The organism is Salipiger bermudensis (assembly GCF_020171625.1).
In the GTDB taxonomy this organism is placed as follows: Bacteria; Pseudomonadota; Alphaproteobacteria; order Rhodobacterales; family Rhodobacteraceae; genus Salipiger; species Salipiger bermudensis_B.
This window is the reverse complement of the sequence record NZ_JAIUZY010000003.1, coordinates 103952-128028: the sequence shown is the minus strand read 5'-3', so window position 1 is coordinate 128028 and position 24077 is coordinate 103952. Positions and strand designations below refer to the sequence as shown.

Below are 24077 nucleotides of genomic sequence, written 5' to 3'. Positions count from 1 at the left end.
AGAAGAGCATGAGTTTCCACGAGGTGAGATTTCCCGCCGACCTGAGCTTCGGCGCGCTGGGTGGCCCTGAGCGGCGCACGGACGTGGTCGAGCTGAGCAGTGGCTTCGAGGAGCGCAACAGCCCCTGGGCGCATTCGCGTCGGCGCTATGATGCGGGGCTGGGGCTGCGCGGGCTCGACGATATCGAGCAGCTGCTGGCGTTTTTCGAGGCGCGGCACGGCCAGCTTTACGGGTTTCGCTGGAAGGACTGGGCCGATTACCGCTCCTGCCGGCCTTCTGGCAGCGTGAGCCCGGGCGACCAGGTGATCGCGCGGGGTGACGGAGCGACGCGGAGCTTCCAGCTGGTCAAGGTCTACCGATCCGGCGGGGCCAGCTATGCCCGCCCGATCACCAAGCCGGTTGCTGGCACGGTGATCGCCGCCGTGCAGGATGTCGAGATGCGCGAGGGCGTGCATTTCACGCTCGACCTGACCACGGGCATCATCACCTTCACCGACCCGCCGCTTTCGGGTGTCGAGATCACCGCGGGCTACGAGTTCGACGTGCCGGTGCGCTTCGATACCGAGCGCATCAACGTGAGCGTCGCCAGCTTTCAGGCCGGGCAGGCGCCCGACGTGCCGGTGGTCGAGGTGCGGGTCTGATGGGGGCGGCGGAGCTACATGCGCATCTCGCCGGCGGGCTTGGCACCGTCGCGCGGTGCTGGGCCGTCACGCGGGCCGATGGCGTCTCGCTCGGGTTCACCGACCACGACCGGGATCTCGCGTTCGCCGGGCTGAGCTTTCGCGCCGATACCGGGCTCAGCGCCAAGACGCTGCAGCAGGCCACGGGGCTTTCGGTCGACAATTCCGAGGCGATGGGCGCGCTGCGCGACGACGTACTCTCAGAGGCCGATATCGAGGCCGGGCGCTTCGACGGCGCCGAGGTCGTCTGCTGGCTGGTGAACTGGCAGGATGTGAGCCAGCGCCGGGTGCTGTTCCGCGGCTCGATCGGCGAGATCCGTCGCGCGGGCGGGGCCTTTCACGCCGAGCTGCGCGGCCTGACCGAGGCGCTGAACCGACCTCTGGGGCGCGTCTATCAGGCGCCGTGCACGGCGGTGCTGGGAGACGGGCGCTGCCGCGTCAATCTCGAAGCGCCGGGCTATTCTCACGAGGGCGCTGCGGTGCAGGTGGAGGACAACCGCGCGCTGCTCTTTGGCGCGCTGACCGGCTTCGAGGCGGGCTGGTTCCAGCGCGGGCGTCTGGTGGTGCTGAGCGGCGCGGCGCAGGGACTGACGGGGGCGATCAAGCGTGACCGTCTCAGCGCCGAGGGGCGGCGGATCGAGCTTTGGCACCCGCTGGGCGCGGCGCTTGCGGCGGGCGATCTGGTGCGGCTCGAGGCGGGCTGCGACAAGCGGCTCGAGACCTGCCGGCTGAAGTTCAACAACGTGCTCAACTACCAGGGCTTTCCCGACATTCCCGAAGAGGACTGGATGCTGGTGCACCCAACCCGCGCCAAGTCCAGAAGCGGGGGGAGCCGGCGATGAGCGCGTTGATCGTGGAAGCGGCGCGGGGCTGGATCGGCACGCCCTACCGTCATCAGGCCTCGCTGCGCGGGGCGGGGTGCGATTGCCTCGGCCTCGTGCGCGGGGTCTGGCGCGAGGTGATCGGGCCGGAACCCGAAGCGGTGCCCGCCTATTCCCGCGACTGGTCCGAGCCGCAGGGCGAGGAGGCCCTTCTGGCCGCCGCATTGCGCCACATGGCGCGCAAGCCGCTCGGGGCCGAGGCGCCGGGCGATGTGCTGCTGTTCCGAATGCGCGACGGCGCGGTGGCCAAGCATCTGGGGCTGCAGGCCGGGCTTGGCGCGGCGGCCAGTTTTGTTCATGCATATAGCGGCCACGGCGTGGTCGAAAGCCGGCTGAGCCGGCCCTGGCGCCGCCGGCTGGTGGCGCGCTTTGCGTTTCCCGAAGGAGCAAGCTGATGGCGACACTCGTCTTTTCCGCCGTGGGCGCCGCCGTGGGCAGTGCCATCGGCGGCTCGGTTCTGGGGCTCTCGATGACCGCGGTAGGCCGGTTCATCGGCGCCAGCCTCGGTCGCGCGCTCGACCAGCGGCTCATGGGGCAGGGCTCGGAGACCGTCGAGACCGGGCGCATCGACCGTTTCTTCCTCAGCGGCGCCGGCGAAGGCGCGGCGATCCCGCAGGCCTACGGGCGGATGAGGCTTGGCGGGCAGGTGATCTGGGCCACCGAGTTCCGCGAGCGGGTCGACAGGGACAGGGTCGGCGGCGGCGGCAAGGGCGGTGGCGGACCCAGCCAGACGGTGGAGCGCTACAGCTACTCCCTGAGCCTTGCTCTGGCGCTTTGCGAGGGCGAGATCACCAGCGTCAACCGGGTCTGGGCCGATGGTGCCGAGATCCCGGTGGGGGATCTCAACATGCGGGTCTATACCGGCAGCATGGACCAGCTTCCCGACCCAACGATCGAGGCGGTCGAGGGGGTCGGGCAGGTGCCGGCCTATCGCGGCACCGCCTACGTGGTGATCGAGGACATGGCCCTCGAGCGCTATGGCAACCGGGTGCCCCAGCTGAGCTTCGAGGTCACCCGCCCGGTGCAGGACGATCCAGAGGACGTGCCCCACATCATCCGCGGCGTGGCGATGATCCCGGGCACCGGGGAATACGCTCTGGCCACCGAGCCGGTCCATATGAGCTATTCCGAGAACGGCTCGGGCCTGCATAACGTCAACAGCCCGGCGGAAGCACCCGATTTCAACGTCTCTCTCGACCAGCTCACCGAGGAGGTGCCGAACTGCGGCGCGGTCTCGCTCGTGGTGAGCTGGTTCGGCGGCGACCTGCGGTGCGGGAGCTGCGAGATCCGTCCGAAGGTCGAGCAGACGAAATACGAGTCGAAGAATATGCCATGGCAGGTCTGCGGCGCCACGCGCGACACGGCGGAGGCGGTGCCCACGCTCGAGGGCCGCCCGGTCTATGGCGGCACGCCCTGCGACGCTTCGGTGATTCAGGCGATCCGCCGCATGGTGGCTCAGGGGCTCGACGTGCTGGTCTACCCGTTCATCCTGATGGACCAGATGGCGGGCAACGGCCTGCCGGACCCATGGAGCGATGCCGAGGACCAGCCGGAGCTGCCATGGCGGGGGCGCATCACGCTCGACGTGGCACCGGGGCGGCCCGGCACGCCCGACGGCAGCGCGGCCGCCGAGGCGCAGGTGGCGGCGTTCTTCGGAGCGGCGCAGGCCTCCGATTTCACGGTTGGGGATGGCGAGGTGACCTATAGCGGTCCCGAGGAGTGGAGCTATCGCCGCTTCATCCTGCACCACGCGGCGCTCTGTGCCGCCGCCGGGGGCGTGGAGGCGTTCTGCATCGGCTCGGAGATGCGCAGCCTGACATGGATCCGGGGCGCGAGCGGCTTCCCGGCGGTGGCGGCGCTGCGGGCCTTAGCGGCGGAGTGCCGGACACTGCTGGGGCCGGAGGTCAAGCTCAGCTATGCCGCCGACTGGTCGGAGTATTTCGGCTACCAGCCGCAGGACGGCACGGGCGACGTATATTTCCATCTCGATCCGCTGTGGGCCGACGATGAGATCGATTTCATCGGCATCGACAACTACATGCCGCTGTCGGACTGGCGCGATGGGACGGACCATGCCGATGCCGCGTGGGGGGCGGTCTACGATCCGGGTTACCTGATGGCCAACGTGGCGGGGGGCGAGGGCTTTGACTGGTATTACCCGTCCCCGCAGGCGCGCGACGCGCAGCGCCGCGAGCCGATCACCGATGGCGCGCATCACGAGCCTTGGGTGTTCCGCTACAAGGACATCCGCGGCTGGTGGGACAACGCCCACCACGAGCGCATCGGCGGCGTGCGTCAGCCCGAGCCGACCGGCTGGGTGCCCGGCTCCAAGCCAATCCGCTTCACCGAGCTGGGCTGTCCGGCGGTCGACAAGGGCACCAACCAGCCCAACAAGTTCCTCGATCCGAAAAGCTCCGAGAGCGAATTGCCGTATTACTCCAACGGCCTGCGCGATGAGCTGATCCAGCGCCAGTACCTCCGGGCGATGCATGGCTACTGGACCGACCCGGCCAACAATCCTGTCTCGGAGGCGTACGGCGCGCCGATGCTCGACATGGATCACGCCTATGTCTGGGCGTGGGATGCGCGGCCCTACCCGTGGTTCCCGGGGCGCGCCGAGCTCTGGGCCGATGGCGACAACTACCGGCGCGGGCACTGGATCACCGGCCGCGTCTCCTCTCGCACGCTGGCCTCGGTGGTGGCCGAGATCTGCGAGCGCTCGGGGGTGCGGGACTACGACGTCAGCGCGCTGCACGGCTGGGTGCGCGGCTACGTGGTGGGCGAGGTGGGCGATGCCCGGCGCGCGCTGCAGCCGCTGATGCTGGCGCATGGCTTTGACGCGGTGGAGCGCGACGGCCGCCTGCACTTCATCCTGCGCAAGGACCGACCGGTGAAGGCGCTGACACCCGAGGCGCTCGCCGTGTCGCCGGAGCTTGACGGCGATCTGGTGCAGATCCGCGCCGCAGAAGCCGAGATGGCCGGGCGGGTGCGGCTGCGCTTTCTCGAGGCCGATGGCGACCATCTGGCCGTGGCCGAGGAGACGGTGCTGCCCGATGATCGCACCCACGCGGTTGCCGAAACCGAGCTGCCGATGGAACTCACCCGGCGCGAGGCGCGCCTGACGCTCGAGCGCTGGCTGGCTGAGTCGCGCGTGGCGCGCGACACGCTGCGCTTCTCGCTGCCGCCCTCGCGCCTCGGGATCAGTGCCGGGGACATCGTCTCGCTGCCCGGAGAGGCGGGCGAGATCGTGGCGCGGGTCGACCGGGTCGAGATCGGCGCGCAGCAGATGGTCGAGGCGGTGCGCTTCGAGCCGGATGTCTACCTGCCGTCGGATTTTCCCGAAGATGCCGCGGTGCTGCGCGGCTTCGTGCCGGCGGTGCAGGTGCTGCCGCTGTTCCTCGACCTGCCGCTGATCACCGGCGACGAGGTCCCGCACGCCCCGCATCTCGCGCTCAGTGCCGAGCCGTGGCCCGGTTCGGTCGCGGTCTACGACTCCGCCTCTGATGCCGACTACGCGCTGGCCGAGATCATCGCGGCACGCTCCGCGGTGGGGGTGACCGAGACCGCTCTGGCCCGCGCGCCCTCGGGGCGGATCGACCGCGGCGAGCCGCTGCAGGTGCGGATGCTCTCGGGCGAGCTGGCCTCGATTGACGACGCGGCGCTCCTGGGCGGGGGCAACCTCCTCGCGATCGGCGATGGCAGTCCGGGCGGGTGGGAACTGCTGCAGTTCCGCTATGGGCAGTTGGTGGGCGAGGCCACCTGGCTGCTGAGCCACCGACTGCGGGGGCAACTCGGCACCGATGCGCTGACCCCCGAGGTCTGGCCGGCGGGGTCGTGGGTGGTGCGGCTCGACGGCGGGCCACAGCAGATCGCGCTCGCGGCGGCGCTGAGGCGGCAGCAGCGGCATTACCGCATCGGGCCGGCGCGCCGCGGCTATGACGATCCCAGCTACGTGCACGAGGTCCATGCCTTCGACGGCAACGGTCTGCGGCCCCTGAGCCCGGTGCATCTGCGGGCCGAGGATCAGGGTGGCACGCTGGCGCTGAGCTGGATGCGCCGCACCCGCATCGACGGCGACGACTGGGCGCTTGCCGAAGTGCCTTTGCGCGAGGAGCAGGAGCTTTATGAGGTCCGCGTGATGCAGGGCGAGACGGTGCTGCGCAGCGCGCAGGTCACGACGCCGCAATGGCGCTATGACCCGGCCGAGGATGGTCTCGGCGGCGTCTTCGACATCGCGGTGGCGCAGGTCTCGGCGCGCTACGGGCCGGGGCCCTTCGCAAGGCTATCGCTCACAGCATGAGGCCGGTGCTGCACGGTGACCTGATCTGCGCCGCCTGCGCGTTGCTGGCGGTGCCGAGCGGCACGCGCTGGCGGCTGGCGCGGGAGATGGTGGCGCAGGCCGAGGCCGCCGACCGCTATCGCCGCCATTTCGGGCGCGCCCATCCCGACTGGGGCAACGGCACGCTGATGGCGGCGGCGCTGTCGCGGCCGGTGGCCCCCGAGCGGCGCCTCGACGATCCCGACTATGCCGATTGCCTGATCCTCGCGCTCGAGGCGGTCCGCTTGCGCCACCGCGCGCGATGAGCCATCACCTCCGACGATTCCAACCATCACGGTTTTGCGTTTCGGCCCCCGGGGCCTATCTGCTATAAGGGCCGGATCAAACGGAGGTTACGATGGCCGAAACCCGCGCAAGGATCGCCGAGCTGGACCCGGTCTGGGACCGCATCTCCCGCGAAGCCGAACAGGCGGTCGCGGACGAGCCGCTGCTTGGCGGTATGGTGCATGTCTCGGTGCTGCACCACGCCACCATCGAGGGCGCGCTGGCCTTCCGCATCGCCATGAAACTCTCGAACGGCGAGATGTCGGACCAGATCCTGCGCGAGATCTGCGATGAGGCCTATGCCTCGGACCCGTGGCTGGCGCGCGCCGCGCGGGCCGATATCCGGGCCACCTTCGATCGCGACCCGGCCTGCCACCGCTTCCTGCAGCCGCTGCTCTACTTCAAGGGCTTCCAGGCGGTGCAGACCCAGCGCGTGGCGCATTGGCTCTGGGGGCAGGGGCGCTGGGATCTGGCGTTCTTCTTCCAGATGCGCGCCTCCGAGCTTTACGGCGTCGATATCCACCCCGCCGCCGAGATCGGGCAGGGCATCATGATCGATCACGCCCATTCCATCGTCATCGGCGAGACCGCCAAGGTCGGCAACGATGTCTCGATCCTGCACTCGGTGACGCTGGGCGGCACCGGCAAGGAGGACGAGGACCGTCATCCCAAGATCGGCGATGGCGTGCTGATCGGGGCCGGCGCCAAGGTGCTCGGCAATATCCGCATCGGCAACGGCTCGCGGATCGCGGCGGGGTCGGTGGTGCTCGAGGAAGTGCCGCCCTGCAAGACCGTGGCGGGCGTGCCGGCCAAGATCGTCGGCGATGCCGGCTGCGATCAGCCGTCGCGCAACATGGATCAGAAGCTCACCGGCTGCAACTGCACCAGCTGAGCCTTTAGCGCGCCGTCAGAGACAGGAAGGGCCGGGCACCACGGAAGGTGCCCGGCCCTTTTTCGTCGTGCTGCTGCGCGGCTCACTCCGCCGGCATCACCGCGCCGCGGGCCGGGCGGGCGTCGAGCCACGCGAGCCCCAGCACCACCACACCGGCCACCCCGAGACCCGCGCCCACGACGCCGGTGGCGCCGAAGCCGTGCCCGGCGGCGAGCGCCATGCCCGCGAGCCATGGGCCGAGCGCGTTGGCGGCGTTGAAGGCGGCGTGGTTGAGCGCGGCGGCCAGCGTCTGGCCCTCGCCCGCCACGTCCATCAGGCGCATCTGCAGCGGGATCACCAGCCCGGCGGTGAGGCCCAGCACCATGACCACGAGGATCATCGCGATCCACTGGCCCATGACGGCGGCATAGAGCAGCGAGGCCGCGATCATGCCGAGCAGCAGCACCAGCGTGCCGCCGAAATGCGACCACGCGGCGAGACGACCGGCATAGTAGTTGCCGGCGGTGGCCCCGATGCCGAAGCACGAAAGCGCCAGCGGAATCGCCCAGGCGGGCGCGTCGGTGGCCGAGATCAGCGCGGCGGAGAAATAGGAATAGACCGCGAAGACTGCGCCGAAGCCCACGGCACCGACGGCCAGCGTCAGCCACACGGCGCGGTTGGCCAGCGCCGACAGCTCACGCAGCGCGCTCGGCTTGGGGCCGTCCTGCGCCTCGGGCGCGACACGGGCGATCATCAGCGCCGAGCCGGTGGCGAGCACCGCCACGAGAACGAAGCACCAGCGCCAGCCGAAATACTGCCCGATGGCGCCTGCGGCGGGCACGCCCACCACGTTGGCGATGGTCAGACCCATCAGCACCTGCGCCACGCCCGCCGCCTTGCGGCCCGGCGGCATCATCTCGGCGGCGAAGAGCATCCCGATGCCGAGGAAGGCGCCGTGCGGCAGTCCCGAGAGTACCCGGGCGATCACCAGCGTATCGAGCCCGGTGGAAAGGGCGCTGAGCACGTTGGCAAGGATGAAGAACGCCATCAGCAGCACCAGCAGCAGCTTGCGCGGCAACATGCTGCCCAGCACCGCCAGCACCGGCGCGCCCACGACCACGCCGATGGCATAGCCGCTGACCGCGAAGCCGGCCGCGGGCTCGGTCACGCCGAGGTCGCGCGCATAGTAGGGCAGCAGGCCCATGGCGGCGAACTCGGTCACGCCGATGGCAAAGGCGCCAAGCGCAAGTGACAGGATCGTCAGGCGGGCCTGGCGGTCGGTATAGACCATGGAACAGCTCCGAAGTGTCGGGGTAGAATCTCGGGGGATCTTGAACGGCAGGCGCGGGAGAACCTGCCGCGGTGCAGCATGTTCTACGCTAACGGCGCTGCGGGGGCGCGCACAAGCTGGATTGTCTGCAAGGGGGCCATGCGCCCGAAACATACATCGCAGAAAAAGGAAACGCCCGCCGGTGGGCGGCGGGCGTCTCAGTGATGCGGACCTGAAGACAGATCAGGCGAGCATCACCATGGGGTTCTCGAGGTTCTCGACGATCGCCTTCAGCAGCTCGGCGCCGAGCGCCCCGTCGATGACCCGGTGATCGACCGAGAGCGTCACCGACATCACCGTGGCCACGCTCAGCTCGCCATCGTCGCCGACGACGGGCTTCTTGACCCCGGAGCCGACCGCGAGAATGGCGCCGTGCGGCGGGTTGATGACGGCGTCGAAATTGTCGATGCCGAACATGCCGAGGTTGGAGATCGCGAAGCTGCCGCCGACATATTCATGCGGCGCGAGCTTGCGGTCCCGCGCCCGGGTGGCGAGGTCCTTCATCTCGGAGGACAGCGCCGAGAGCGACTTCATGTCGGCATCCTTGAGCACCGGGGTGAAGAGGCCGCCATCGACCGCGACGGCCACCGCCACGTCCGAGGGCTTGAGCTTGAGCATCCGGTCGCCGGCCCAGACGGCATTGGCGTCGGGCACGGATTGCAGCGCCAGCGCGCAGGCCTTGATGATGAAGTCGTTGACCGACAGCTTCACGCCGCGGCCCTCGAGCTGCTTGTTGAGCTGGCTGCGGAACTTCAGCAGCGCATCGAGCTTGATGTCCCGGCGCAGGTAGAAATGCGGGATCGTCTGCTTGGCCTCGGTGAGGCGGGCCGCAACGGTCTTGCGCATCCCGTCGAGCTTGACCTCTTCGAACTCGCGCCCGTCATACATCTTGATGACCTGCTCGGCCGAGGGGCCGGCGGGCATCACGGTGGCGTCGGCCTTCTTGGCGGCGGGCGCCTCGGCGGCTGCGGGTGCGGCCTTCTCGGCCGGTTTCGCGGTGGCGTTCTCGACATCCGCCTTCACGATGCGGCCACGCGGACCGGAGCCCTTGATCTGCGCGAGATCGAGGCCCTTGTCGGCGGCGATGCGGCGCGCCAGCGGGGTCGCGAAGAGGCGCTCGCCATCCGAGCCCTTCGACGCGGTGGGGGTGGTGCCTGCGCCGGCGCCGGCGGAGGCCGCGGCGGGCGTCGCGGCGGCGGCCTTCTCGTCGTCGCTTTCGGGGGCCTTGTCCTCGGCCTCCGGGGCAGTGGACGCGGCGCTGTCGATGTCGTCGGCGCTTTCGCCCTCTTCGAGCAGCACGGCGATCGGCGTGTTCACCTTCACGCCCTCGGTGCCGCCCTCGATCAGGATCTTGCCGATGGTGCCTTCATCGACGGCCTCGAATTCCATCGTGGCCTTGTCGGTTTCGATCTCGGCGAGGATGTCGCCGGAGTTCACGGTATCGCCTTCCTTGACCAGCCATTTGGCCAGCGTGCCTTCCTCCATGGTCGGCGACAGGGCGGGCATCAGGATTTCGGTGGGCATGTTGTCAGCTCTCCTCGGCGAGGGTCACGAGATCGTAGGGCGGGCGCGGCTGGCGCGCCGCGGCCCGTGCGATCACCGCGGTCTCGATCTTGCCGCGATGGGCGGCGATCCATTCATAGGCTTGCTGGTGGCTCGGGCGCTCGCCCGGGCGCAGCGTTTCCATGAGGCACTCGGGCACGAAGGCCGTCCGCGCAAAGCCCGCCGCGTCCACCCGGACGCGGTAGGCCTCACGCGCGACGTCGCGCCCGATGACCTCGACCGGGCTCACCGGTAGGTCACCTGCTTGACCGCCTCGAGCACCTCGGCGGTGGTGACCAGCGCGTGCTTCTCGAGGTTGGCGGCGTAGGGCATCGGAACGTCCTTGCCGGCGCAGTTGATGACCGGCGCGTCGAGATAATCGAACGCGTTCTGCATGATGTAGGCGCCGATATGGTTGCCGATGGAGCCCACCGGGAAGCCCTCTTCGATGGTCACGCAGCGGTTGGTCTTCTTCACCGACTCGATGACCGTACCGTAATCGATCGGGCGCAGGGTGCGCAGGTCGATCACCTCGGCCTCGACGCCGTCTTCGGCCAGCTTCTCAGCCGCCTCGAGCGCGTACTGCATCCCGATGCCGAAGCTGACGAGGGTCACGTCCTTGCCCTCGCGCCAGATCTTCGCCTTGCCGAAGGGCACGGTGAAGTCGTCCATCACCGGCACCTCGAAGGAGCGGCCATAGAGGATCTCGTTCTCGAGGAAGATCACCGGGTTGGGATCGCGGATGGCGGACTTGAGGAGACCCTTGGCGTCGGCGGCCGAGTAGGGCATCGCCACCTTGAGGCCCGGGATCATCGCGTACCATGCCGCGTAGTCCTGAGAGTGCTGCGCGCCGACGCGGGCGGCGGCACCGTTGGGGCCGCGGAACACCATCGGGGCGCCCATCTGGCCACCGGACATGTAGAGCGTCTTGGCGGCCGAGTTGATGATCTGGTCGATCGCCTGCATGGCGAAGTTGAAGGTCATGAACTCGACGATCGGCTTGAGACCGCCGAAGGCCGCGCCGACGCCGATGCCGGCAAAGCCGTGCTCGGTGATCGGGGTGTCGATGACGCGCTTGCTGCCGAACTCGTCGAGCAGGCCCTGGGTCACCTTGTAGGCGCCCTGGTACTCTGCGACCTCTTCGCCCATGACGAAGACATTGGCGTCCGAGCGCATCTCTTCGGCCATGGCATCCCGCAGCGCCTCGCGCACGGTCTGGGTCTTCATCTCGGTGCCTTCGGGCCAGTCCGGCGAGGCCGCGGCGGCGGGCACCGACGAGGCGGGCTCCTGCGGGCCGGGGGCGGCGTCGCCCTTGGCCTCGGCCGGGGCGCTTTCGTCAGCGGAGTCATCCGCCTCGGGCGCTGCGGCGTCGGAGGTGTCGGCGTCGTCGACGCTTTCGCCTTCCTCGACCAGCACCGCGATTGGGGTGTTGACCTTCACGCCCTCGGAGCCTTCCTCGACGAGGATCTTGCCGACGATGCCCTCGTCGACCGCTTCGAATTCCATCGTCGCCTTGTCGGTCTCGATTTCGGCGAGGATGTCACCGGAGGCGACGGTGTCGCCCTCCTTGACCAGCCATTTCGCCAGCGTGCCCTCTTCCATCGTGGGGGACAGGGCGGGCATCAGGATTTGCGTTGCCATATCGTGTTCTCTCCTGCCTCAGGCCTCGATCGCGTCGCCCTGGGGCACGTCGTCGGAATAGATGTCGGTCCAGAGTTCCTCGAGCGCCGGCTCCGGGCTCTCCTTGGCGAACTCGGCGGAGGCGTTCACGATGTCCTTGATTTCCTTGTCGATCGCCTTGAGGTCGTCCTCGCTGGCGTGCTTGCCCTGAAGCAGCAGGTCGCGGACGTTCTGGATCGGGTCGCGCTCTTCGCGCATCTTCTGGACTTCCTCGCGGGTCCGGTACTTGGCCGGGTCCGACATCGAGTGGCCGCGGTAGCGGTAGGTCTTGATCTCGAGGATGTAGGGGCCATTGCCGGCGCGGCAGTGCGCGACCGCCTTCTCGCCCGCTTCCTTGACCTTGAGCACATCCATGCCGTCGACCAGCTCGCCGGGGATGCCGAAGGGCGCGCCGCGGGTGTAGATGTCCTCGCCCGAGGTCGAGCGCTTCTGCGCGGTGCCCATGGCGTACTGGTTGTTCTCGATCACGAAGACCACCGGCAGCTTCCAGATCGAGGCCATGTTGAAGGTCTCGTAGACCTGGCCCTGGTTGGCGGCGCCGTCGCCGAAATAGGTGAAGGTCACACGGCCGTTCTCGAGGTAGTTGTCGGCGAAGGCGAGGCCGGCGCCGAGCGGAACTTGCGCGCCGACGATGCCGTGACCGCCGTAGAAGTGCTTCTCGCGGCTGAACATGTGCATCGAGCCGCCCTTGCCCTTCGAGTAGCCGCCCTCGCGGCCGGTGAGCTCGGCCATGACGCCGTTGGGGTCCATGCCGCAGGCCAGCATGTGGCCGTGGTCGCGATACGAGGTGACGCGCTTGTCGCCCTCCTCCGCCGCGGCCTCGAGGCCGACGACAACGGCTTCCTGGCCGATATACAGGTGACAAAAGCCGCCGATGAGCCCCATACCGTACAGCTGACCCGCCTTCTCTTCGAAGCGGCGGATAAGCAGCATGTCACGGTAGTATTGCGTGAGCTCCTCGGGCGAGACGTTCGGCTTGGCAGCAGATTTCCGGGCGGCCATGCGATTCCTCCCCAACTAGTTTAGTGTTAAACTTTCGTGCAGCCTACCCAGAGGAGGCGCGAGTGTCAAAGCCCGCTTCCGTCCCGGCAGAGAAAAATCCCTTTGGGCGGGCAGGGGCTTTCAACTGGAGCGCGGCCTTGGCGGGGCAAGGGCGGGCTTGCGCGCCGGCATCATCTCGCGCAGTATCCCGATATCGAGAACTATTCCCGGATTCGATCATGGAGCAGACCCTGACCACCCGCCTGTCCCAGCGCCTCGCCGCCCTGCGCGCCGAGCGCGGCCTGACGCTCGAGGCGCTGGCGGCGCATAGCGGGCTGAGCCGCGCGGCGCTGTCGCGCATGGAAAAGGCCGAGGTGAGCCCGACCGCGGAGCAACTGGGCAAGCTCTGCGCCGCCTATGGGCTGACCATGTCGCGGCTTCTGGCGATGGTCGAGGACGGCTTTCCGCCCTGCCTGCGCGAGGCCGAGCAGCCGGTCTGGCAGGATCGCGGCTTCACCCGGCGCGTGGTCTCCCCGGGCAGTACCGCGCTGGCGGGCGAGGTGCTCGACTGCACGCTGGCGCCGGACACCGACATCTCCTATCACCGCCCGCCGGTGGCCGATCTCGAACACCACCTCGTGCTGCTCTCGGGCCGGCTGGCGGTGACGCTGGACGCGCAGCGCCACGATCTCGCGCCCGGCGATGCGCTGCGCTACCGCCTCTCCGGCGCATCGCGCTTCCAGACCCCGCCGCGCGAGGCGGCGCGCTACATGCTGTTCCTGGTGACGCCATGACCCTGACGATCCGCACCCTGTCGGCGCCTGAGGCGGCGCAGTACCTCGACGATCTGGCGCGGCTTCTGCAGGCCTGCGTGGCCGACGGCGCCAGCGTCGGCTTCGTGATGCCGTTCGACGTGGAGGCGGCGACCCGCTTCTGGCAGGACGGCGTGCTGCCCGCGCTCGCAAGGCAGGGCCGGGTGCTTTGGGGCGCCTTCGAGGAGGGCCGCCTCGTTGGCACCGTGCAGCTGGGACTCGCCATGATGCCGAACCAGAGCCACCGAGCCGAGGTCTCCAAGATGCTGGTCGCGCCCGCGTTCCGCCGCCGTGGCATCGCGCGTGCCCTGATGCAGGCCCTGCTGGCCCGCGCCGCGGCCGAGGGGCGCAGCCTCGTCACCCTCGACACCCGCAGCGGCGATCCGTCCCAGGCGCTCTACACCAACTGCGGCTTCAGGGTCGCGGGCGAGATCCCGGGCTTCGCCCTTGCCCCCGAGGGCGGCCCCCGCCGCGACCCCACGACCTATATGTACCGGCAGGGCTGATCCGCCTGCCAAGCGGTCCCCAAGGGCAGACGGGGGCGCTGCCCCCGCCCGCGCTGCGCGCGGACTCCCCCGGGATATTTTCGGCCAGAAGAAGACAAGAGCGCTGCGCCCCCTCGGGCGACGGGCGAGACGACCTGTGCGGCGGCACGCCGCGCCGCTGTGTTCGTCGTAGGGCCGGACGTCGCGACAGTCTCCCTAAATTCCCTCGCGCGCCCCGAATCTCCTGTCGCCAGCCCGCCGCGCCAGGCCTATAAGGCCGCGACACACGAGGATTCTGGGAGATCACCATGAGCGGAGAGCTTTCGCCCATCGACAAGGCCAAGTTCGTGGCGGCCAAACGTGCCGCGGAGTACGTCCAAAGCGGAATGCGCGTCGGGCTCGGCACCGGCTCCACCGCCGCCTGGCTGGTGCGCTGCCTTGGCGAGCGGGTGCGCGAAGAGGGGCTGCGCTTCCGCGGCGTGCCGACCTCGGCGCGCACCGCCGAGCTGGCCCGCGAGGTCGGCATCGAGGTGATCTCGCTCGAGGAGGCCGGCTGGCTCGACCTGACCATCGACGGCGCCGACGAGTTCGACAGCGAACTCAACCTGATCAAGGGCGGCGGCGGCGCGCTGCTGCAGGAAAAGATCGTCGCCACCGCCTCCGACGAGATGATCGTCATCGCCGATGCCGCCAAGCACGTCGAAACCCTCGGTGCCTTCCCGCTACCGGTCGAGGTCATCCCGTTCGGCTGGACCGCGAGCCAGGCGCTGATCGAGGAGGCGCTGGTCACCATGGACGTGCTGGGCCGCAAGACCACGCTTCGGATGAACGGCGATCAGCCCTACGTCACCGACGAGGGCAACCACATCCTCGACCTGCACCTCACGCGGATCGGCAACGCGCGGCAGCTGGCGATGCTGGTCAACCAGATCCCCGGCGTGGTCGAGAACGGCCTGTTCATCGACATCTGCGACCGCGTGATCATCGGCTACGGCGATGGCCGTGTGGAAATCCGCGACATCAATGCCGGCACGGTCTCGGAAGAGCGCGTCGAATTCCTCGAGGACGACAACCTCTTCCGCGACGTCTGATCCCGAATCCGAGGGGCGGCGCCCGCCGCCCCGGGACACCCCGCCCGCATCGCGGCGCTGGGGCAGGCGGCACTGGCCACGGCACCACTGGCGCCGCACGTGGCGCGTCCCGGACAACGGGCACAGCCTCGTTGTAGTCGCCACACCAAAGCACCCCCTCCCAGACCAGCCTGTCAGCGCGAGATCACGCGCCGTGACCTGCCCAGCCGCAGCCCTTGCAGCCGCGATGGTCGCCCCACCGGGCCTGATCGCGCCACGTCCAGCATTTAGGCCCCTCCCGCTCTCCGCATCCCCCTCAGGCCTGCGACCGGGCACGTCGCGGAGCGTCCTCTCGATCCATCCGGCCCTGCAAACCCTGCCGCTCTCCACATCACCCCGGCCTGTGACCTGGCACGCCGAAGAGCCTTCTCCCGACCCGTCGGGCGCCACAGTCCCTTCCGCGCTCCATATCACCCCGGCCTGCGACCGAACACGCGACGGAGCTTGATCCAGGCCCGTCCTGTCCCGGGGATCCTCCCTTGCTCCACATCACCCAAGCCCACGACCGGGCAGGGCGGCGGCGCCTCAAATGCCCGCGCCCGTCTGGCCTTCGCGAAAGCGCTGTGAGATACCGGTGCGAACGCAATTCAAGGAGACCCCGGATGGCCGACTTCGACTATGATCTCTTCGTCATCGGTGGCGGTTCGGGCGGGGTGCGTGCCGCGCGCGTCGCCGCCGGAGAGGCGGGCGCCAAGGTGGCGCTGGCCGAGGAAGATCGCTACGGCGGCACCTGCGTGATCCGCGGCTGCGTGCCCAAGAAGCTGATGGTCTTCGCCAGCGAATATGCCGAGGTGGTCGAGGATGCCGCCAATTACGGCTGGCGCTTGCAGGAGGGGCCGTTCGACTGGCCGAACTTCCGCGCCCGCCTCAACACCGAGCTCGACCGGCTCGAGGGCGTGTACCGCTCGCTGCTGAAGAATTCCGGCGTCGACAGCTTCGATGCCCGCGCCACGATCAAGGACGCGCACACCGTGGCGCTCTCGACCGGCGAGACCTTCACCGCCAAGCACATCCTCGTTGCCACAGGGGGCCGACCGGTGCGCCCCGAGGTGCCGAACGCCGATCTCGGCCTCGTCAGCGACGACCTCTTCCACATGGAAGAGCTGCCCAAACGCATCCTGATCGTCGGTGGCGGCTACATCGCCTGCGAGTTCGCCTGCATCCTGCACGGGCTCGGCGTCGAGGTGACGCAGTACTATCGCGGGGCGCAGGTGCTGCGCGGCTTCGACGAGGAGGCCCGCGGTCTGATCGCCGACGCGATGAGCGAGCGTGGCATCGACCTGCATCTGGGCACCGACATCGTCGCCATGCGCTGCGCCACCGAGGAGGATCTGGCCGGGCACGACGCCAATGGCATCTCCATGGGGGCGGCTGTGCAGGAGGCCGATTACGTCGAGGAGGACAACTCCAACCCCGACGGCCCGATCTGGGTGAAGGCCAGCAACGGCAAGACGCGGATCTTCGACAAGGTGTTCTTCGCCACCGGCCGCGCACCCAACACCCCCGACATGGGGCTCGAGGAGGTCGGCGTGACACTCGGCCGCAAGGGCGAGATCGAGGTCGACGCATACAGCCAGACCGCGGTGCCCTCGATCTACGCCATCGGCGACGTCACCGACCGGGTGAACCTGACCCCGGTGGCGATCCGCGAGGGCATGGCCTTCGTCGAGACCGTGTTCAAGGGCAACCCGACGCCGGTGGATCACGACCTGATCCCGTCGGCGATCTTCACCCAGCCGGAGTTCGGCACCGTCGGGCTTTCCGAAGAGCAGGCCCGCGAGCAGGAGCCGATCGAGGTCTACGCCACCTCGTTCCGCCCGATGCAGACCGCCTTTGCCGGCCGTCCCGACCGCGTGCTGATGAAACTCGTGGTCTCGCAGGAGAGCCGCAAGGTGCTGGGCTGTCACATCGTCGCGCCGAACGCGGGCGAGATGATCCAGCTTGCCGGCATCGCGGTGAAGATGGGCGCCACCAAGGAAGATTTCGACCGCACCGTCGCCGTTCACCCGACCATGTCGGAAGAGATCGTGACGATGCGCAAACCGACCCGCAGCGCTTGAATTTGTGAGCAAAATGCACAGGTATGTGCGGGATACGGATGACAGGACCTAGAGGGGAAGGAAAACAGCTTCATGGCAGGTAACAGCGGCGGCCCTTGGGGCGGCGGAGGAAATCAGGGCGGCAGCCGTCCGCCAAGCGGCGGAGGCGGCGGCAACCGAGGGGGCCGCAAACCCGAGGACCCGCAGATTCCCGAGATCGACGAGCTGATGAAAAAGGGCCAGGAGCGTCTGCGCGTGCTCATGGGCGGCCGCGGCGGTGGCAACGGTGCCAGTGGCGGCGGCTCGGGCGGCAGCGGCGGTCCCGGCATCAGCAAGGGCACCATCGGCATCGCGGCGCTCGTGGCGCTGGGTCTGTGGGGCTACATGAGCTTCTACACGGTCAAGCCCGAAGAGCAGTCGGTGGAGCTGCTGCTCGGCAAGTACAGCTCGACCGGGCAACCCGGTCTGAACTTTGCGCCGTGGCCCGTCGTCACCGCCGAGGTGGTCAACGTCACCTCCGAGCGCACCGAGACCATCGGCGCCGGGCGCGACGCCGAGGGGCTGATGCTGACCACCGATGCCAACATCGTGGACATCGAGTTCCAGGTGGTGTGGAACATCTCCGACCCCGCGAAGCTGCTGTTCAACATCCGCGATCCGCAGCTGACCGTGCAGGCCGTCTCCGAGGCGGTGATGCGCGAGATCATCGCCGCGTCGAACCTCGCGCCGATCCTCAACCGCGACCGTGGCATCATCGCCGATACCGCGATGGAGCAGATCCAGGCGACGCTTGATGAGTACGACAGCGGCATCAGCGTGGTCCGGATCAACCTCGACACCGCCGATCCGCCGCGCGAGGTGATCGACGCCTTCCGCGAGGTCCAGGCGGCCGAGCAGGAGCGCGACCGGCTCGAGCGTCAGGCCGACGCCTATGCCAACCGCGTGGTCGCCGAGGCCCGTGGTCAGGCGGCGCAGATCCGCGAGCAGTCCGAGGGCTACCGCGCCCAGGTGGTCAACCAGGCGCTCGGTGAAGCCAGCCGCTTCAGCGCCGTGCGCGAGGAATATTCCAAGGCGCCCGAGGTCACCCGCCGCCGTCTCTACCTCGAGACGATGGAGCGCGTTCTGGGCGACGTCGACAAGACGATCCTCGACGAATCCATCGCCGGCGAGGACGGCAGCGTGGTGCCGTACCTGCCGCTCAACGAGCTGAACCGCAGCCGCAACACGACCTCGGAGGGCAACTGATATGCGCAAGATGACATTCATCCTGCCGGCCATCGTGGTCGTCATCGTCGTGTTCCTGTCCTCGGTCTTCGTCGTGGACGAACGCGAGAAGGCTCTGGTCCTGCAGTTCGGTCAGATCAAGGCGGTGAAGGAAGATCCGGGCCTCGCCTTCAAGATCCCCTTCATCCAGGACGTGGTGAGATACGACGACCGCATCCTGTCGCTCGACACCGACACCATCGAGGTCACGCCGTCCGATGACCGCCGCCTCGTGGTCGACGCCTTCGCGCGCTACCGCATCGCCGACGTGGTGCAGTTCCGTCAGGCCGTGGGCGTGGGCGGTGTGCGCACCGCCGAAGACCGGCTCTCGGGCATTCTCAACGCCCAGATCCGCGAGACGCTCGGTGCCGATCAGGTGACTTCCGACGTCATCCTCTCCGAGGATCGCCGGTCGCTGACCAACCGCATCCGCGACAACGCCCGCGCCTCGGCGCGCTCGCTGGGGCTCGATGTGGTGGACGTGCGGCTCAAGCAGACCAACCTGCCGTCGCAGAACCTCGAGGCGACCTTTGCCCGGATGCGGGCCGAGCGCGAACGGGAAGCGGCGGACGAGATCGCCCGCGGCAACGAGGCCGCGCAGCGGGTCCGCGCGCTGGCCGACCGGACCGTGGTCGAGACCCAGTCGGAAGCCGAGCGCGAAGCCAACGTGATCCGCGGTGAGGCGGATGCCGAGCGCAACGCGATCTTCGCCGAGGCCTACGGCGCCGATCAGGAGTTCTTTGCCTTCTACCGCTCGCTGCAGGCCTACGAGAACGCCATTCAGGGCAGCAACTCGTCGATCGTGCTGACGCCGACCGGGGAGTTCTTCGAGTACTTCAACGGTCAGGGCGCGGCGGCTCCGGCCGCGGCTCCCGCACCGTCGGTGGGTGGCGACGACGAGGCGACCGCCCCTTCGGACGAGACCGCCGAGGAAGCGCCCGAGGGCGAGGCTTCGACCGCGCCTGCGGCTGACGAGGCGCCGGCCGCTGCTGACGAGGCTGGCACCGGCGAGGCCACCGCGCCCGACTCCGAGAGCGACGACACAGCCCCTGTGACGCAGTGACGGCGGGCGACATCGCAACGGGGATCGCGATGGTCCTCATCATCGAGGGGCTGGTGTACGCACTGGCCCCTTCGCTTGTCGAACGCCTGCTCGAGGCGCTGCGCCTGATGCCGCTAGAGACCCGCCGCAGGCTGGGGCTGGTGACGGTGGCCACAGGCGTGCTGATGCTCTGGATCTTCCGCGGCTGAGGGGGCGAGGGGGCGAGGTCTCATCCCTCCGGGCTCTGCCTGTTGACAGCGCCTTCGGCGGGACGTCCTGCTTGGCTCTTGGCTCTTGGCTCTTGGCTCTTGGCTCTTGGCTCTTGGCTCTTGGCTCTTGGCTCTTGGCTCTTGGCTCTTGGCTCTTGCGCCTTTGGTTTTCGGAACGCGGACTTCAGGTCCTCGCCCAATACAGCCCCCACCCAAATCATTCCGCGACTATATACCGGGCTGACCCGGACGCGGTGCGGTGATGCCCGATGCGGGGTCTGTCCCGCAGCCCCGGCGCCTGCGCGGCCCCTCCCGATCTCCGAAGCACTGGGCACTTGCGGTCCCTACGCGTCTGCAGGAGCGAGGGTGAATCCCGAAACCCCCAGCAGCGCGCCCGAAGGGTGGACCGCTCTCCGCCGCGTCGGTAGGCACCGCTCTCGGCATCGGGTCTCCCCAGCGTAAAAGCAGCGATCACCCGACCCGAAGCGCACCCCCGCTCATCTCGCGCCATCACCGGGTTTTCACATGCGCTTGAAGCTCTGCAACCTTTTCTTTGGTGGCGCCGAAATGCTCCTATGTTAGCCTCATCGTGAGGAGGCAGGGCAGCCGCGCGGGGCTTTGCGCGGGCCGCTGCCGCAGAAAAGGAGTTCCAGGTGAACCAGGTGAACCCGCAAGCACTTGCAGTGACACGCGATACAGCCAGCCCGCTTCGGCTGTTCTGGCTGGCAGCGGTGTCGATGTTCCTGATCGTGTCGCAGACGCTGATGGCATCGGCCCAGAACGCGCCCGAAAGCTTTTCCAAGCTGGCCGAGCGCATCAGCCCCGCGGTGGTCAACATCACCACCTCGACCACGGTGGCCGGTCGGACCGGCCCGCAGGGCATCGTTCCCGAAGGCTCGCCCTTCGAGGATTTCTTCCGTGAGTTCCAGGATCGCAACGGCGGCCCGGGCGACAGCCCGCGCCGCTCTTCGGCTCTGGGGTCCGGCTTCGTCATCTCGGAAGACGGCTATATCGTCACCAACAACCACGTCATCGAGGGCGCGGACGAGATCGAGATCGAGTTCTTCGAGGGCTTCACGCTCCCGGCAGAGCTGGTCGGCACCGATCCCAACACCGACATCGCGCTGCTCAAGGTCGAGGCCGAAGAGCCGCTCAAGTTCGTCTCCTTCGGCAACAGCGACAATGCCCGCGTCGGCGACTGGGTGATGGCGATGGGCAACCCGCTGGGGCAGGGCTTCTCGGTCTCCGCCGGCATCGTCTCGGCACGCAACCGGGCGCTCTCGGGCACCTATGACGACTACATCCAGACCGACGCCGCCATCAACCGCGGCAACTCCGGCGGCCCGCTGTTCAACATGGGCGGCGAGGTGATCGGCGTGAACACCGCGATCCTGTCGCCCAACGGCGGCTCGATCGGCATCGGCTTCTCGATGGCGTCGAACGTGGTGACCAAGGTGGTCGCGCAGCTTAAGGAGTTCGGCGAGACCCGCCGCGGCTGGCTCGGCGTGCGCATCCAGGACGTGACCGACGACATGGCCGAAGCGCTTGGCCTTGCCTCGGCCGAGGGCGCGATGGTCTCCGACGTGCCCGAGGGTCCGGCGATGGAAGCCGGCATGAAGGCCGGTGACGTGATCGTCAGCTTCGACGGTCGCGAGGTGCAGGACACCCGCCAGCTCGTCCGCATCGTCGGCAACACCGAGGTCGGCAAGTCGGTCCGCGTGGTGGTCAACCGCAACGGCACCACCGAGACCCTCAAGGTCACGCTGGGCCGCCGCGAGGAAGCCGAGCGCACCTATCCGGCAAGCCAGGAAATGACCCCGGACGAGCCTGCGGAATCGCAGCTGATGGGCCTGACCCTCAGCCCGCTGACGCAGGAACTGCGCGATGAGATGGGCCTTCAGCCGAACGCCACCGGCCTCGCGGTCACCGGCGTCGACGAAAGCTCGGAGGCCTTCGAGAAGGGCCTGCGCGCCGGCGACATCATCACCGAGGCCGGTCAGGCCGAGGTGCTGAGCATCTCGGAACTCGAGACCAAGGTCGAGGAGGCCAAGGAGGCCGGTCGCAAGTCGATCCTGCTTCTGGTCCGCCGCGGTGGCGATCCGCGCTTCGTGGCACTGTCGCTCGACGCAAGCGAGTGAGCCGTCAGGCATAAGACGATGCGAAAGGGCGGGTCTTCGGACCCGCCCTTTTCATGTCTCGCGCCTGGGCCGACGGCGCTTGCAACTGGGAGGGCAGACGATGACCGGACAGCTTGGGAGCGTCGTGCTCTATACCCGCAAGCCTGACGAGATGATCGCCTTCTATAGCCGGTTCTTCGGCTACGAGGCGCTCCACACGCCGGGCGACCGGATCGTCGAGTTGATGCCGCCCGCGGGCGGCCTCGCGCTGCTTCTGCATCCGGCGGCCAAGGGGCAGCGGGCCGGGCAGTCGCTGGTGAAGCTGGTCTTCGATGTCGAGGATGTCGCCGCGTTCCGCGCCGAGGCCGAGACCGGCGGGCTGGTCTTCGGCCTGATCCATCAGGCCGACGGGTATGTCTTCAGCAACGCCAAGGATCCCGCCGGCAACCCGGTGCAGATCTCGAGCCGGGCCTTTCGCGCAGCGCCCGCCGGTTAGCGCGGCAGGGGCTCAGAAATCGCCCAGCTCCTCGATCTCTGCCAGTGGTGCCGCGATGAGGCCCAGCGTGCGCGCGGTCTCGACCGAAAGCTGCCCGCTCTCCAGCCCGCGCTCGGTCTGGTACTGGCGGATCGAGGCGATGGTGGCGCGGTCCATCTGGCTCGTCACCGGCCCGGCGTAGTAGTCGCGCGCCGCCAGCGCGCGCTGCAGCGAAGCCACCAGTTCGGAGGTCACCAGTTCGGGGCAGGGCACCTCGAATCGCAGCTCGCCGCGCGGGCTGACCACCCGCGGCACCGGCTGACGCCGGTAGATCGGCGGGCGGATCACGGTGCCGTCCTCGGCGATCTCGGCCTGCACCACCTGCACCTCGCCCATCACCTCTTCATAGATCGCGGGCACCAGTTCGCGCGCCCGGCAGGTGCCGTCGGCCATGCGCTCGGGCTCGGGCGGGGCCTCGCCGGGCCAGACGGTGCTGGCCGGGTCGGTCGCGGCGCAGGCGGCAAGGGCCAGCGCCAGCGCGGCGCTCAGGGCGGAAATGCGGGTCATCTGCTCGGAGCCTTCGTCTCGGGCGGGGTTTTGCGGCGCAGAGTAGCGGGTTCCTGTCGGGCTGGGAAGCGCCGACGCTCCGCCCGCCGGGTGACGGGGTTTTGAGCAGGCGCGCCCACCTGCACACAGGGATTGACCGGTGCGCGGGGCGAAGGGGCTGGCGCAGGCGGCGCACGATGACTAGGAAAGGGGGGCGAATTCGAGACGATGGAGACGACCCGGCCATGGCCAAGATTACCTATATCGAGCACAACGGCACCGAGCATGTCGTGGACGTTGCCTCCGGCATGACCGTGATGGAAGGCGCCCGCGACAACAACATCCCCGGCATCGATGCCGATTGCGGTGGCGCCTGCGCCTGCTCCACCTGCCACGTCTACGTGCACCCCGACTGGGTCGAGAAGCTGCCCGCACGCGACGACATGGAAGAGGACATGCTCGATTTCGCCTATGAGCCCGATCCGGCGCGCTCGCGCCTGACCTGCCAGATCAAGGTGACGGACGCGCTCGACGGGCTGGTCGTGCAGATGCCCGAAAAGCAGATCTGATCCCGTGCCGCGCCGGCTGCTGTCCCGCCTCGTCCTCTGGGCGATGCTGGGGACCGCGCCCGGCGCCGTGATGGCGCAGGCACTGACCGGCGCCGCCTATGCCGAGCCGACCACGCGCTACGATCACGGCGTGCTCGGCGACGCGGTCGAGTGGGGCGCGCTGCGGCTGAGCCGCGAAGGCGCGCCGGACGTGCTGATCCGGTTGCCCGAGAGCCGCGTCTTCGAGGATCTGGCGCCGCGGCTCGTTGATCTGGGCGCGCACCGCGCCGCGATGGTGGTGGAAAGCGATCTCGAGCGCGGCGCGCGGCTGGCGCTCTACACCGCCGAGGGGCTCTTCGCCGCCACGCCCTTCATCGGCCAGCCCAACCGCTGGCTGGCGCCGGTTGGGGCGGCGGATCTTGACGGCGACGGTCAGGTCGAACTGGCCTATGTCGACCGCCCGCATCTTGCCAAGCGGCTGCGCATCTGGCGCCTCGTACCGGGCACGCAAACGCTCCGCGAGGTGGCCTCGGCGGGCGATCTCACCAACCACCGCATCGGCTGGGATCACATCGAGGGCGGTTTACGCGATTGCGGTGACGGCCCGGAGATGGTGCTCGCAAGCGGCGACTGGGCCCGCGTCATCGTGGCGCGGCTGCGCGGCGGCGAGATCACCCGCGAGACGCTCGGACCCTACGACGAGGCCGCGATGGCGCGGGCGCTGGGCTGCCGGTAGGGCGCTCGGGGCGTGGCCGGGTCGCAAGCTGCGACGGGTGCGCCTGTGCCGCGCGGTGCGCCTGGAACGCGCGTCTGGCGCTTGCCCTTACGACGCGCTTTCGGCTC

At 68.8% G+C, this 24077-nt stretch carries 23 protein-coding genes; 17 read left to right on the top strand and 6 right to left on the bottom strand.

What is annotated here, in order from left to right; all coding sequences use genetic code 11:
- Nucleotides 1-8: 8 nt before the first annotated feature.
- The 6 genes from LCM15_RS04120 to cysE all read left to right on the top strand — a co-directional run bounded on the left by LCM15_RS04120 (nucleotide 9) and on the right by cysE (nucleotide 7056).
- Nucleotides 9-641, top strand: coding sequence for a DUF2460 domain-containing protein (locus tag LCM15_RS04120; protein WP_224853336.1), 633 nt, complete (start codon nucleotides 9-11; stop codon nucleotides 639-641).
- Nucleotides 641-1522 (top strand): DUF2163 domain-containing protein, encoded by an 882-nt coding sequence (locus tag LCM15_RS04115; protein ID WP_224853335.1) that lies wholly within the window; start codon nucleotides 641-643, stop codon nucleotides 1520-1522. Before LCM15_RS04120 ends, LCM15_RS04115 begins: the two co-directional genes overlap by 1 nt.
- Nucleotides 1519-1956: an NlpC/P60 family protein gene (locus LCM15_RS04110; protein ID WP_224853333.1), complete on the top strand. Its 438-nt coding sequence runs from the start codon at nucleotides 1519-1521 to the stop codon at nucleotides 1954-1956. Before LCM15_RS04115 ends, LCM15_RS04110 begins: the two co-directional genes overlap by 4 nt.
- Nucleotides 1956-5861 (top strand): glycoside hydrolase/phage tail family protein, encoded by a 3906-nt coding sequence (locus LCM15_RS04105; RefSeq protein ID WP_224853331.1) that lies wholly within the window; start codon nucleotides 1956-1958, stop codon nucleotides 5859-5861. Before LCM15_RS04110 ends, LCM15_RS04105 begins: the two co-directional genes overlap by 1 nt.
- Nucleotides 5858-6145, top strand: a complete 288-nt coding sequence (locus tag LCM15_RS04100) for a hypothetical protein (protein WP_224853329.1) — start codon at nucleotides 5858-5860, stop codon at nucleotides 6143-6145. Before LCM15_RS04105 ends, LCM15_RS04100 begins: the two co-directional genes overlap by 4 nt.
- A 92-nt stretch (nucleotides 6146-6237) precedes the next feature.
- The gene (gene cysE / locus LCM15_RS04095) at nucleotides 6238-7056 is read left to right on the top strand and encodes a serine O-acetyltransferase (protein ID WP_224853327.1); all 819 of its coding nucleotides are present in this window, start codon (nucleotides 6238-6240) and stop codon (nucleotides 7054-7056) included.
- A gap of 82 nt (nucleotides 7057-7138) precedes the next feature.
- Here the strand turns inward: cysE and LCM15_RS04090 are convergent, their stop codons facing one another.
- The 5 genes from LCM15_RS04090 to pdhA form a co-directional block, all read right to left on the bottom strand.
- Complete coding sequence (locus tag LCM15_RS04090) at nucleotides 7139-8326, bottom strand: MFS transporter (protein ID WP_224853325.1); 1188 nt, start codon at nucleotides 8324-8326, stop codon at nucleotides 7139-7141.
- A 222-nt stretch (nucleotides 8327-8548) separates the two neighbouring features.
- A complete protein-coding gene (locus LCM15_RS04085; RefSeq protein WP_224853323.1) occupies nucleotides 8549-9889 on the bottom strand; it encodes a pyruvate dehydrogenase complex dihydrolipoamide acetyltransferase in 1341 nt (446 codons plus the stop codon).
- A gap of 4 nt (nucleotides 9890-9893) precedes the next feature.
- Nucleotides 9894-10157 (bottom strand): hypothetical protein, encoded by a 264-nt coding sequence (locus LCM15_RS04080; protein ID WP_224853321.1) that lies wholly within the window; start codon nucleotides 10155-10157, stop codon nucleotides 9894-9896.
- A complete protein-coding gene (locus tag LCM15_RS04075; RefSeq protein WP_224853319.1) occupies nucleotides 10154-11548 on the bottom strand; it encodes a pyruvate dehydrogenase complex E1 component subunit beta in 1395 nt (464 codons plus the stop codon). The genes LCM15_RS04080 and LCM15_RS04075 overlap by 4 nt, the downstream gene beginning before the upstream one ends.
- An 18-nt stretch (nucleotides 11549-11566) precedes the next feature.
- Nucleotides 11567-12589 (bottom strand): pyruvate dehydrogenase (acetyl-transferring) E1 component subunit alpha, encoded by a 1023-nt coding sequence (pdhA, locus tag LCM15_RS04070; protein ID WP_224853317.1) that lies wholly within the window; start codon nucleotides 12587-12589, stop codon nucleotides 11567-11569.
- A gap of 218 nt (nucleotides 12590-12807) precedes the next feature.
- Here pdhA and LCM15_RS04065 point away from each other — a divergent pair, with 218 nt between their 5' ends.
- The 9 genes from LCM15_RS04065 to LCM15_RS04025 all read left to right on the top strand — a co-directional run bounded on the left by LCM15_RS04065 (nucleotide 12808) and on the right by LCM15_RS04025 (nucleotide 22161).
- Nucleotides 12808-13362, top strand: coding sequence for a helix-turn-helix domain-containing protein (locus LCM15_RS04065; protein ID WP_224853315.1), 555 nt, complete (start codon nucleotides 12808-12810; stop codon nucleotides 13360-13362).
- Nucleotides 13359-13886, top strand: a complete 528-nt coding sequence (locus LCM15_RS04060; RefSeq protein WP_224853314.1) for a GNAT family N-acetyltransferase — start codon at nucleotides 13359-13361, stop codon at nucleotides 13884-13886. The genes LCM15_RS04065 and LCM15_RS04060 overlap by 4 nt, the downstream gene beginning before the upstream one ends.
- A gap of 287 nt (nucleotides 13887-14173) precedes the next feature.
- Entirely contained in the window at nucleotides 14174-14956 is a 783-nt protein-coding gene (rpiA, locus tag LCM15_RS04055) for a ribose-5-phosphate isomerase RpiA (RefSeq protein WP_224853312.1), read from the top strand.
- Between the two features lie 641 nt (nucleotides 14957-15597).
- Complete coding sequence (locus LCM15_RS04050; protein WP_224853309.1) at nucleotides 15598-17055, top strand: FAD-dependent oxidoreductase; 1458 nt, start codon at nucleotides 15598-15600, stop codon at nucleotides 17053-17055.
- 72 nt (nucleotides 17056-17127) lie between these two features.
- Nucleotides 17128-18279: an FtsH protease activity modulator HflK gene (gene hflK, locus LCM15_RS04045; RefSeq protein ID WP_224853307.1), complete on the top strand. Its 1152-nt coding sequence runs from the start codon at nucleotides 17128-17130 to the stop codon at nucleotides 18277-18279.
- A gap of 1 nt (nucleotide 18280) precedes the next feature.
- Nucleotides 18281-19360 carry a protease modulator HflC gene (gene hflC / locus LCM15_RS04040; RefSeq protein WP_224853305.1) on the top strand — a complete coding sequence of 360 codons (1080 nt, stop codon included), beginning with the start codon at nucleotides 18281-18283 and terminating at the stop codon, nucleotides 19358-19360.
- Nucleotides 19357-19548 (top strand): DUF2065 domain-containing protein, encoded by a 192-nt coding sequence (locus LCM15_RS04035; RefSeq protein WP_224853303.1) that lies wholly within the window; start codon nucleotides 19357-19359, stop codon nucleotides 19546-19548. Before hflC ends, LCM15_RS04035 begins: the two co-directional genes overlap by 4 nt.
- Nucleotides 19549-20285: 737 nt before the next feature.
- The gene (locus LCM15_RS04030) at nucleotides 20286-21686 is read left to right on the top strand and encodes a DegQ family serine endoprotease (RefSeq protein ID WP_263619567.1); all 1401 of its coding nucleotides are present in this window, start codon (nucleotides 20286-20288) and stop codon (nucleotides 21684-21686) included.
- 100 nt (nucleotides 21687-21786) lie between these two features.
- Nucleotides 21787-22161, top strand: coding sequence for a VOC family protein (locus LCM15_RS04025; protein ID WP_224853301.1), 375 nt, complete (start codon nucleotides 21787-21789; stop codon nucleotides 22159-22161).
- Nucleotides 22162-22173: 12 nt separating this feature from the next.
- Here LCM15_RS04025 and LCM15_RS04020 read toward each other — a convergent pair whose 3' ends face one another.
- A complete protein-coding gene (locus LCM15_RS04020) occupies nucleotides 22174-22707 on the bottom strand; it encodes a peptidoglycan-binding domain-containing protein (RefSeq protein ID WP_224853299.1) in 534 nt (177 codons plus the stop codon).
- A 224-nt stretch (nucleotides 22708-22931) separates the two neighbouring features.
- Between LCM15_RS04020 and LCM15_RS04015 the strand changes: the two genes are divergently transcribed.
- Together LCM15_RS04015 and LCM15_RS04010 are read left to right on the top strand one after the other, a co-directional pair.
- Complete coding sequence (locus LCM15_RS04015) at nucleotides 22932-23255, top strand: 2Fe-2S iron-sulfur cluster-binding protein (protein ID WP_224853298.1); 324 nt, start codon at nucleotides 22932-22934, stop codon at nucleotides 23253-23255.
- Between the two features lie 4 nt (nucleotides 23256-23259).
- On the top strand, nucleotides 23260-23970 hold the full coding sequence (locus tag LCM15_RS04010) for a VCBS repeat-containing protein (RefSeq protein ID WP_224853296.1): 711 nt from the start codon (nucleotides 23260-23262) through the stop codon (nucleotides 23968-23970).
- The last annotated feature ends 107 nt before the right edge of the window (nucleotides 23971-24077 follow it).

Excerpts from the sequence above, each read along its gene's own strand:
- LCM15_RS04060 (WP_224853314.1), top strand. The coding sequence starts at position 13,359 with ATGACCCTGACGATCCGCACCCTGTCGGCGCCTGAGGCGGCGCAGTAC.
- hflK (WP_224853307.1), top strand. The coding sequence starts at position 17,128 with ATGGCAGGTAACAGCGGCGGCCCTTGGGGCGGCGGAGGAAATCAGGGC.
- rpiA (WP_224853312.1), top strand. The coding sequence starts at position 14,174 with ATGAGCGGAGAGCTTTCGCCCATCGACAAGGCCAAGTTCGTGGCGGCC.
- LCM15_RS04085 (WP_224853323.1), bottom strand. The coding sequence starts at position 9,889 with ATGCCCACCGAAATCCTGATGCCCGCCCTGTCGCCGACCATGGAGGAA.
- pdhA (WP_224853317.1), bottom strand. The coding sequence starts at position 12,589 with ATGGCCGCCCGGAAATCTGCTGCCAAGCCGAACGTCTCGCCCGAGGAG.
- hflC (WP_224853305.1), top strand. The coding sequence starts at position 18,281 with ATGCGCAAGATGACATTCATCCTGCCGGCCATCGTGGTCGTCATCGTC.
- LCM15_RS04050 (WP_224853309.1), top strand. The coding sequence starts at position 15,598 with ATGGCCGACTTCGACTATGATCTCTTCGTCATCGGTGGCGGTTCGGGC.
- LCM15_RS04025 (WP_224853301.1), top strand. The coding sequence starts at position 21,787 with ATGACCGGACAGCTTGGGAGCGTCGTGCTCTATACCCGCAAGCCTGAC.
- LCM15_RS04030 (WP_263619567.1), top strand. The coding sequence starts at position 20,286 with ATGTTCCTGATCGTGTCGCAGACGCTGATGGCATCGGCCCAGAACGCG.
- LCM15_RS04100 (WP_224853329.1), top strand. The coding sequence starts at position 5,858 with ATGAGGCCGGTGCTGCACGGTGACCTGATCTGCGCCGCCTGCGCGTTG.
- LCM15_RS04020 (WP_224853299.1), bottom strand. The coding sequence starts at position 22,707 with ATGACCCGCATTTCCGCCCTGAGCGCCGCGCTGGCGCTGGCCCTTGCC.
- LCM15_RS04115 (WP_224853335.1), top strand. The coding sequence starts at position 641 with ATGGGGGCGGCGGAGCTACATGCGCATCTCGCCGGCGGGCTTGGCACC.
- LCM15_RS04105 (WP_224853331.1), top strand. The coding sequence starts at position 1,956 with ATGGCGACACTCGTCTTTTCCGCCGTGGGCGCCGCCGTGGGCAGTGCC.
- LCM15_RS04120 (WP_224853336.1), top strand. The coding sequence starts at position 9 with ATGAGTTTCCACGAGGTGAGATTTCCCGCCGACCTGAGCTTCGGCGCG.
- LCM15_RS04015 (WP_224853298.1), top strand. The coding sequence starts at position 22,932 with ATGGCCAAGATTACCTATATCGAGCACAACGGCACCGAGCATGTCGTG.
- LCM15_RS04090 (WP_224853325.1), bottom strand. The coding sequence starts at position 8,326 with ATGGTCTATACCGACCGCCAGGCCCGCCTGACGATCCTGTCACTTGCG.
- LCM15_RS04110 (WP_224853333.1), top strand. The coding sequence starts at position 1,519 with ATGAGCGCGTTGATCGTGGAAGCGGCGCGGGGCTGGATCGGCACGCCC.
- LCM15_RS04065 (WP_224853315.1), top strand. The coding sequence starts at position 12,808 with ATGGAGCAGACCCTGACCACCCGCCTGTCCCAGCGCCTCGCCGCCCTG.
- LCM15_RS04075 (WP_224853319.1), bottom strand. The coding sequence starts at position 11,548 with ATGGCAACGCAAATCCTGATGCCCGCCCTGTCCCCCACGATGGAAGAG.
- cysE (WP_224853327.1), top strand. The coding sequence starts at position 6,238 with ATGGCCGAAACCCGCGCAAGGATCGCCGAGCTGGACCCGGTCTGGGAC.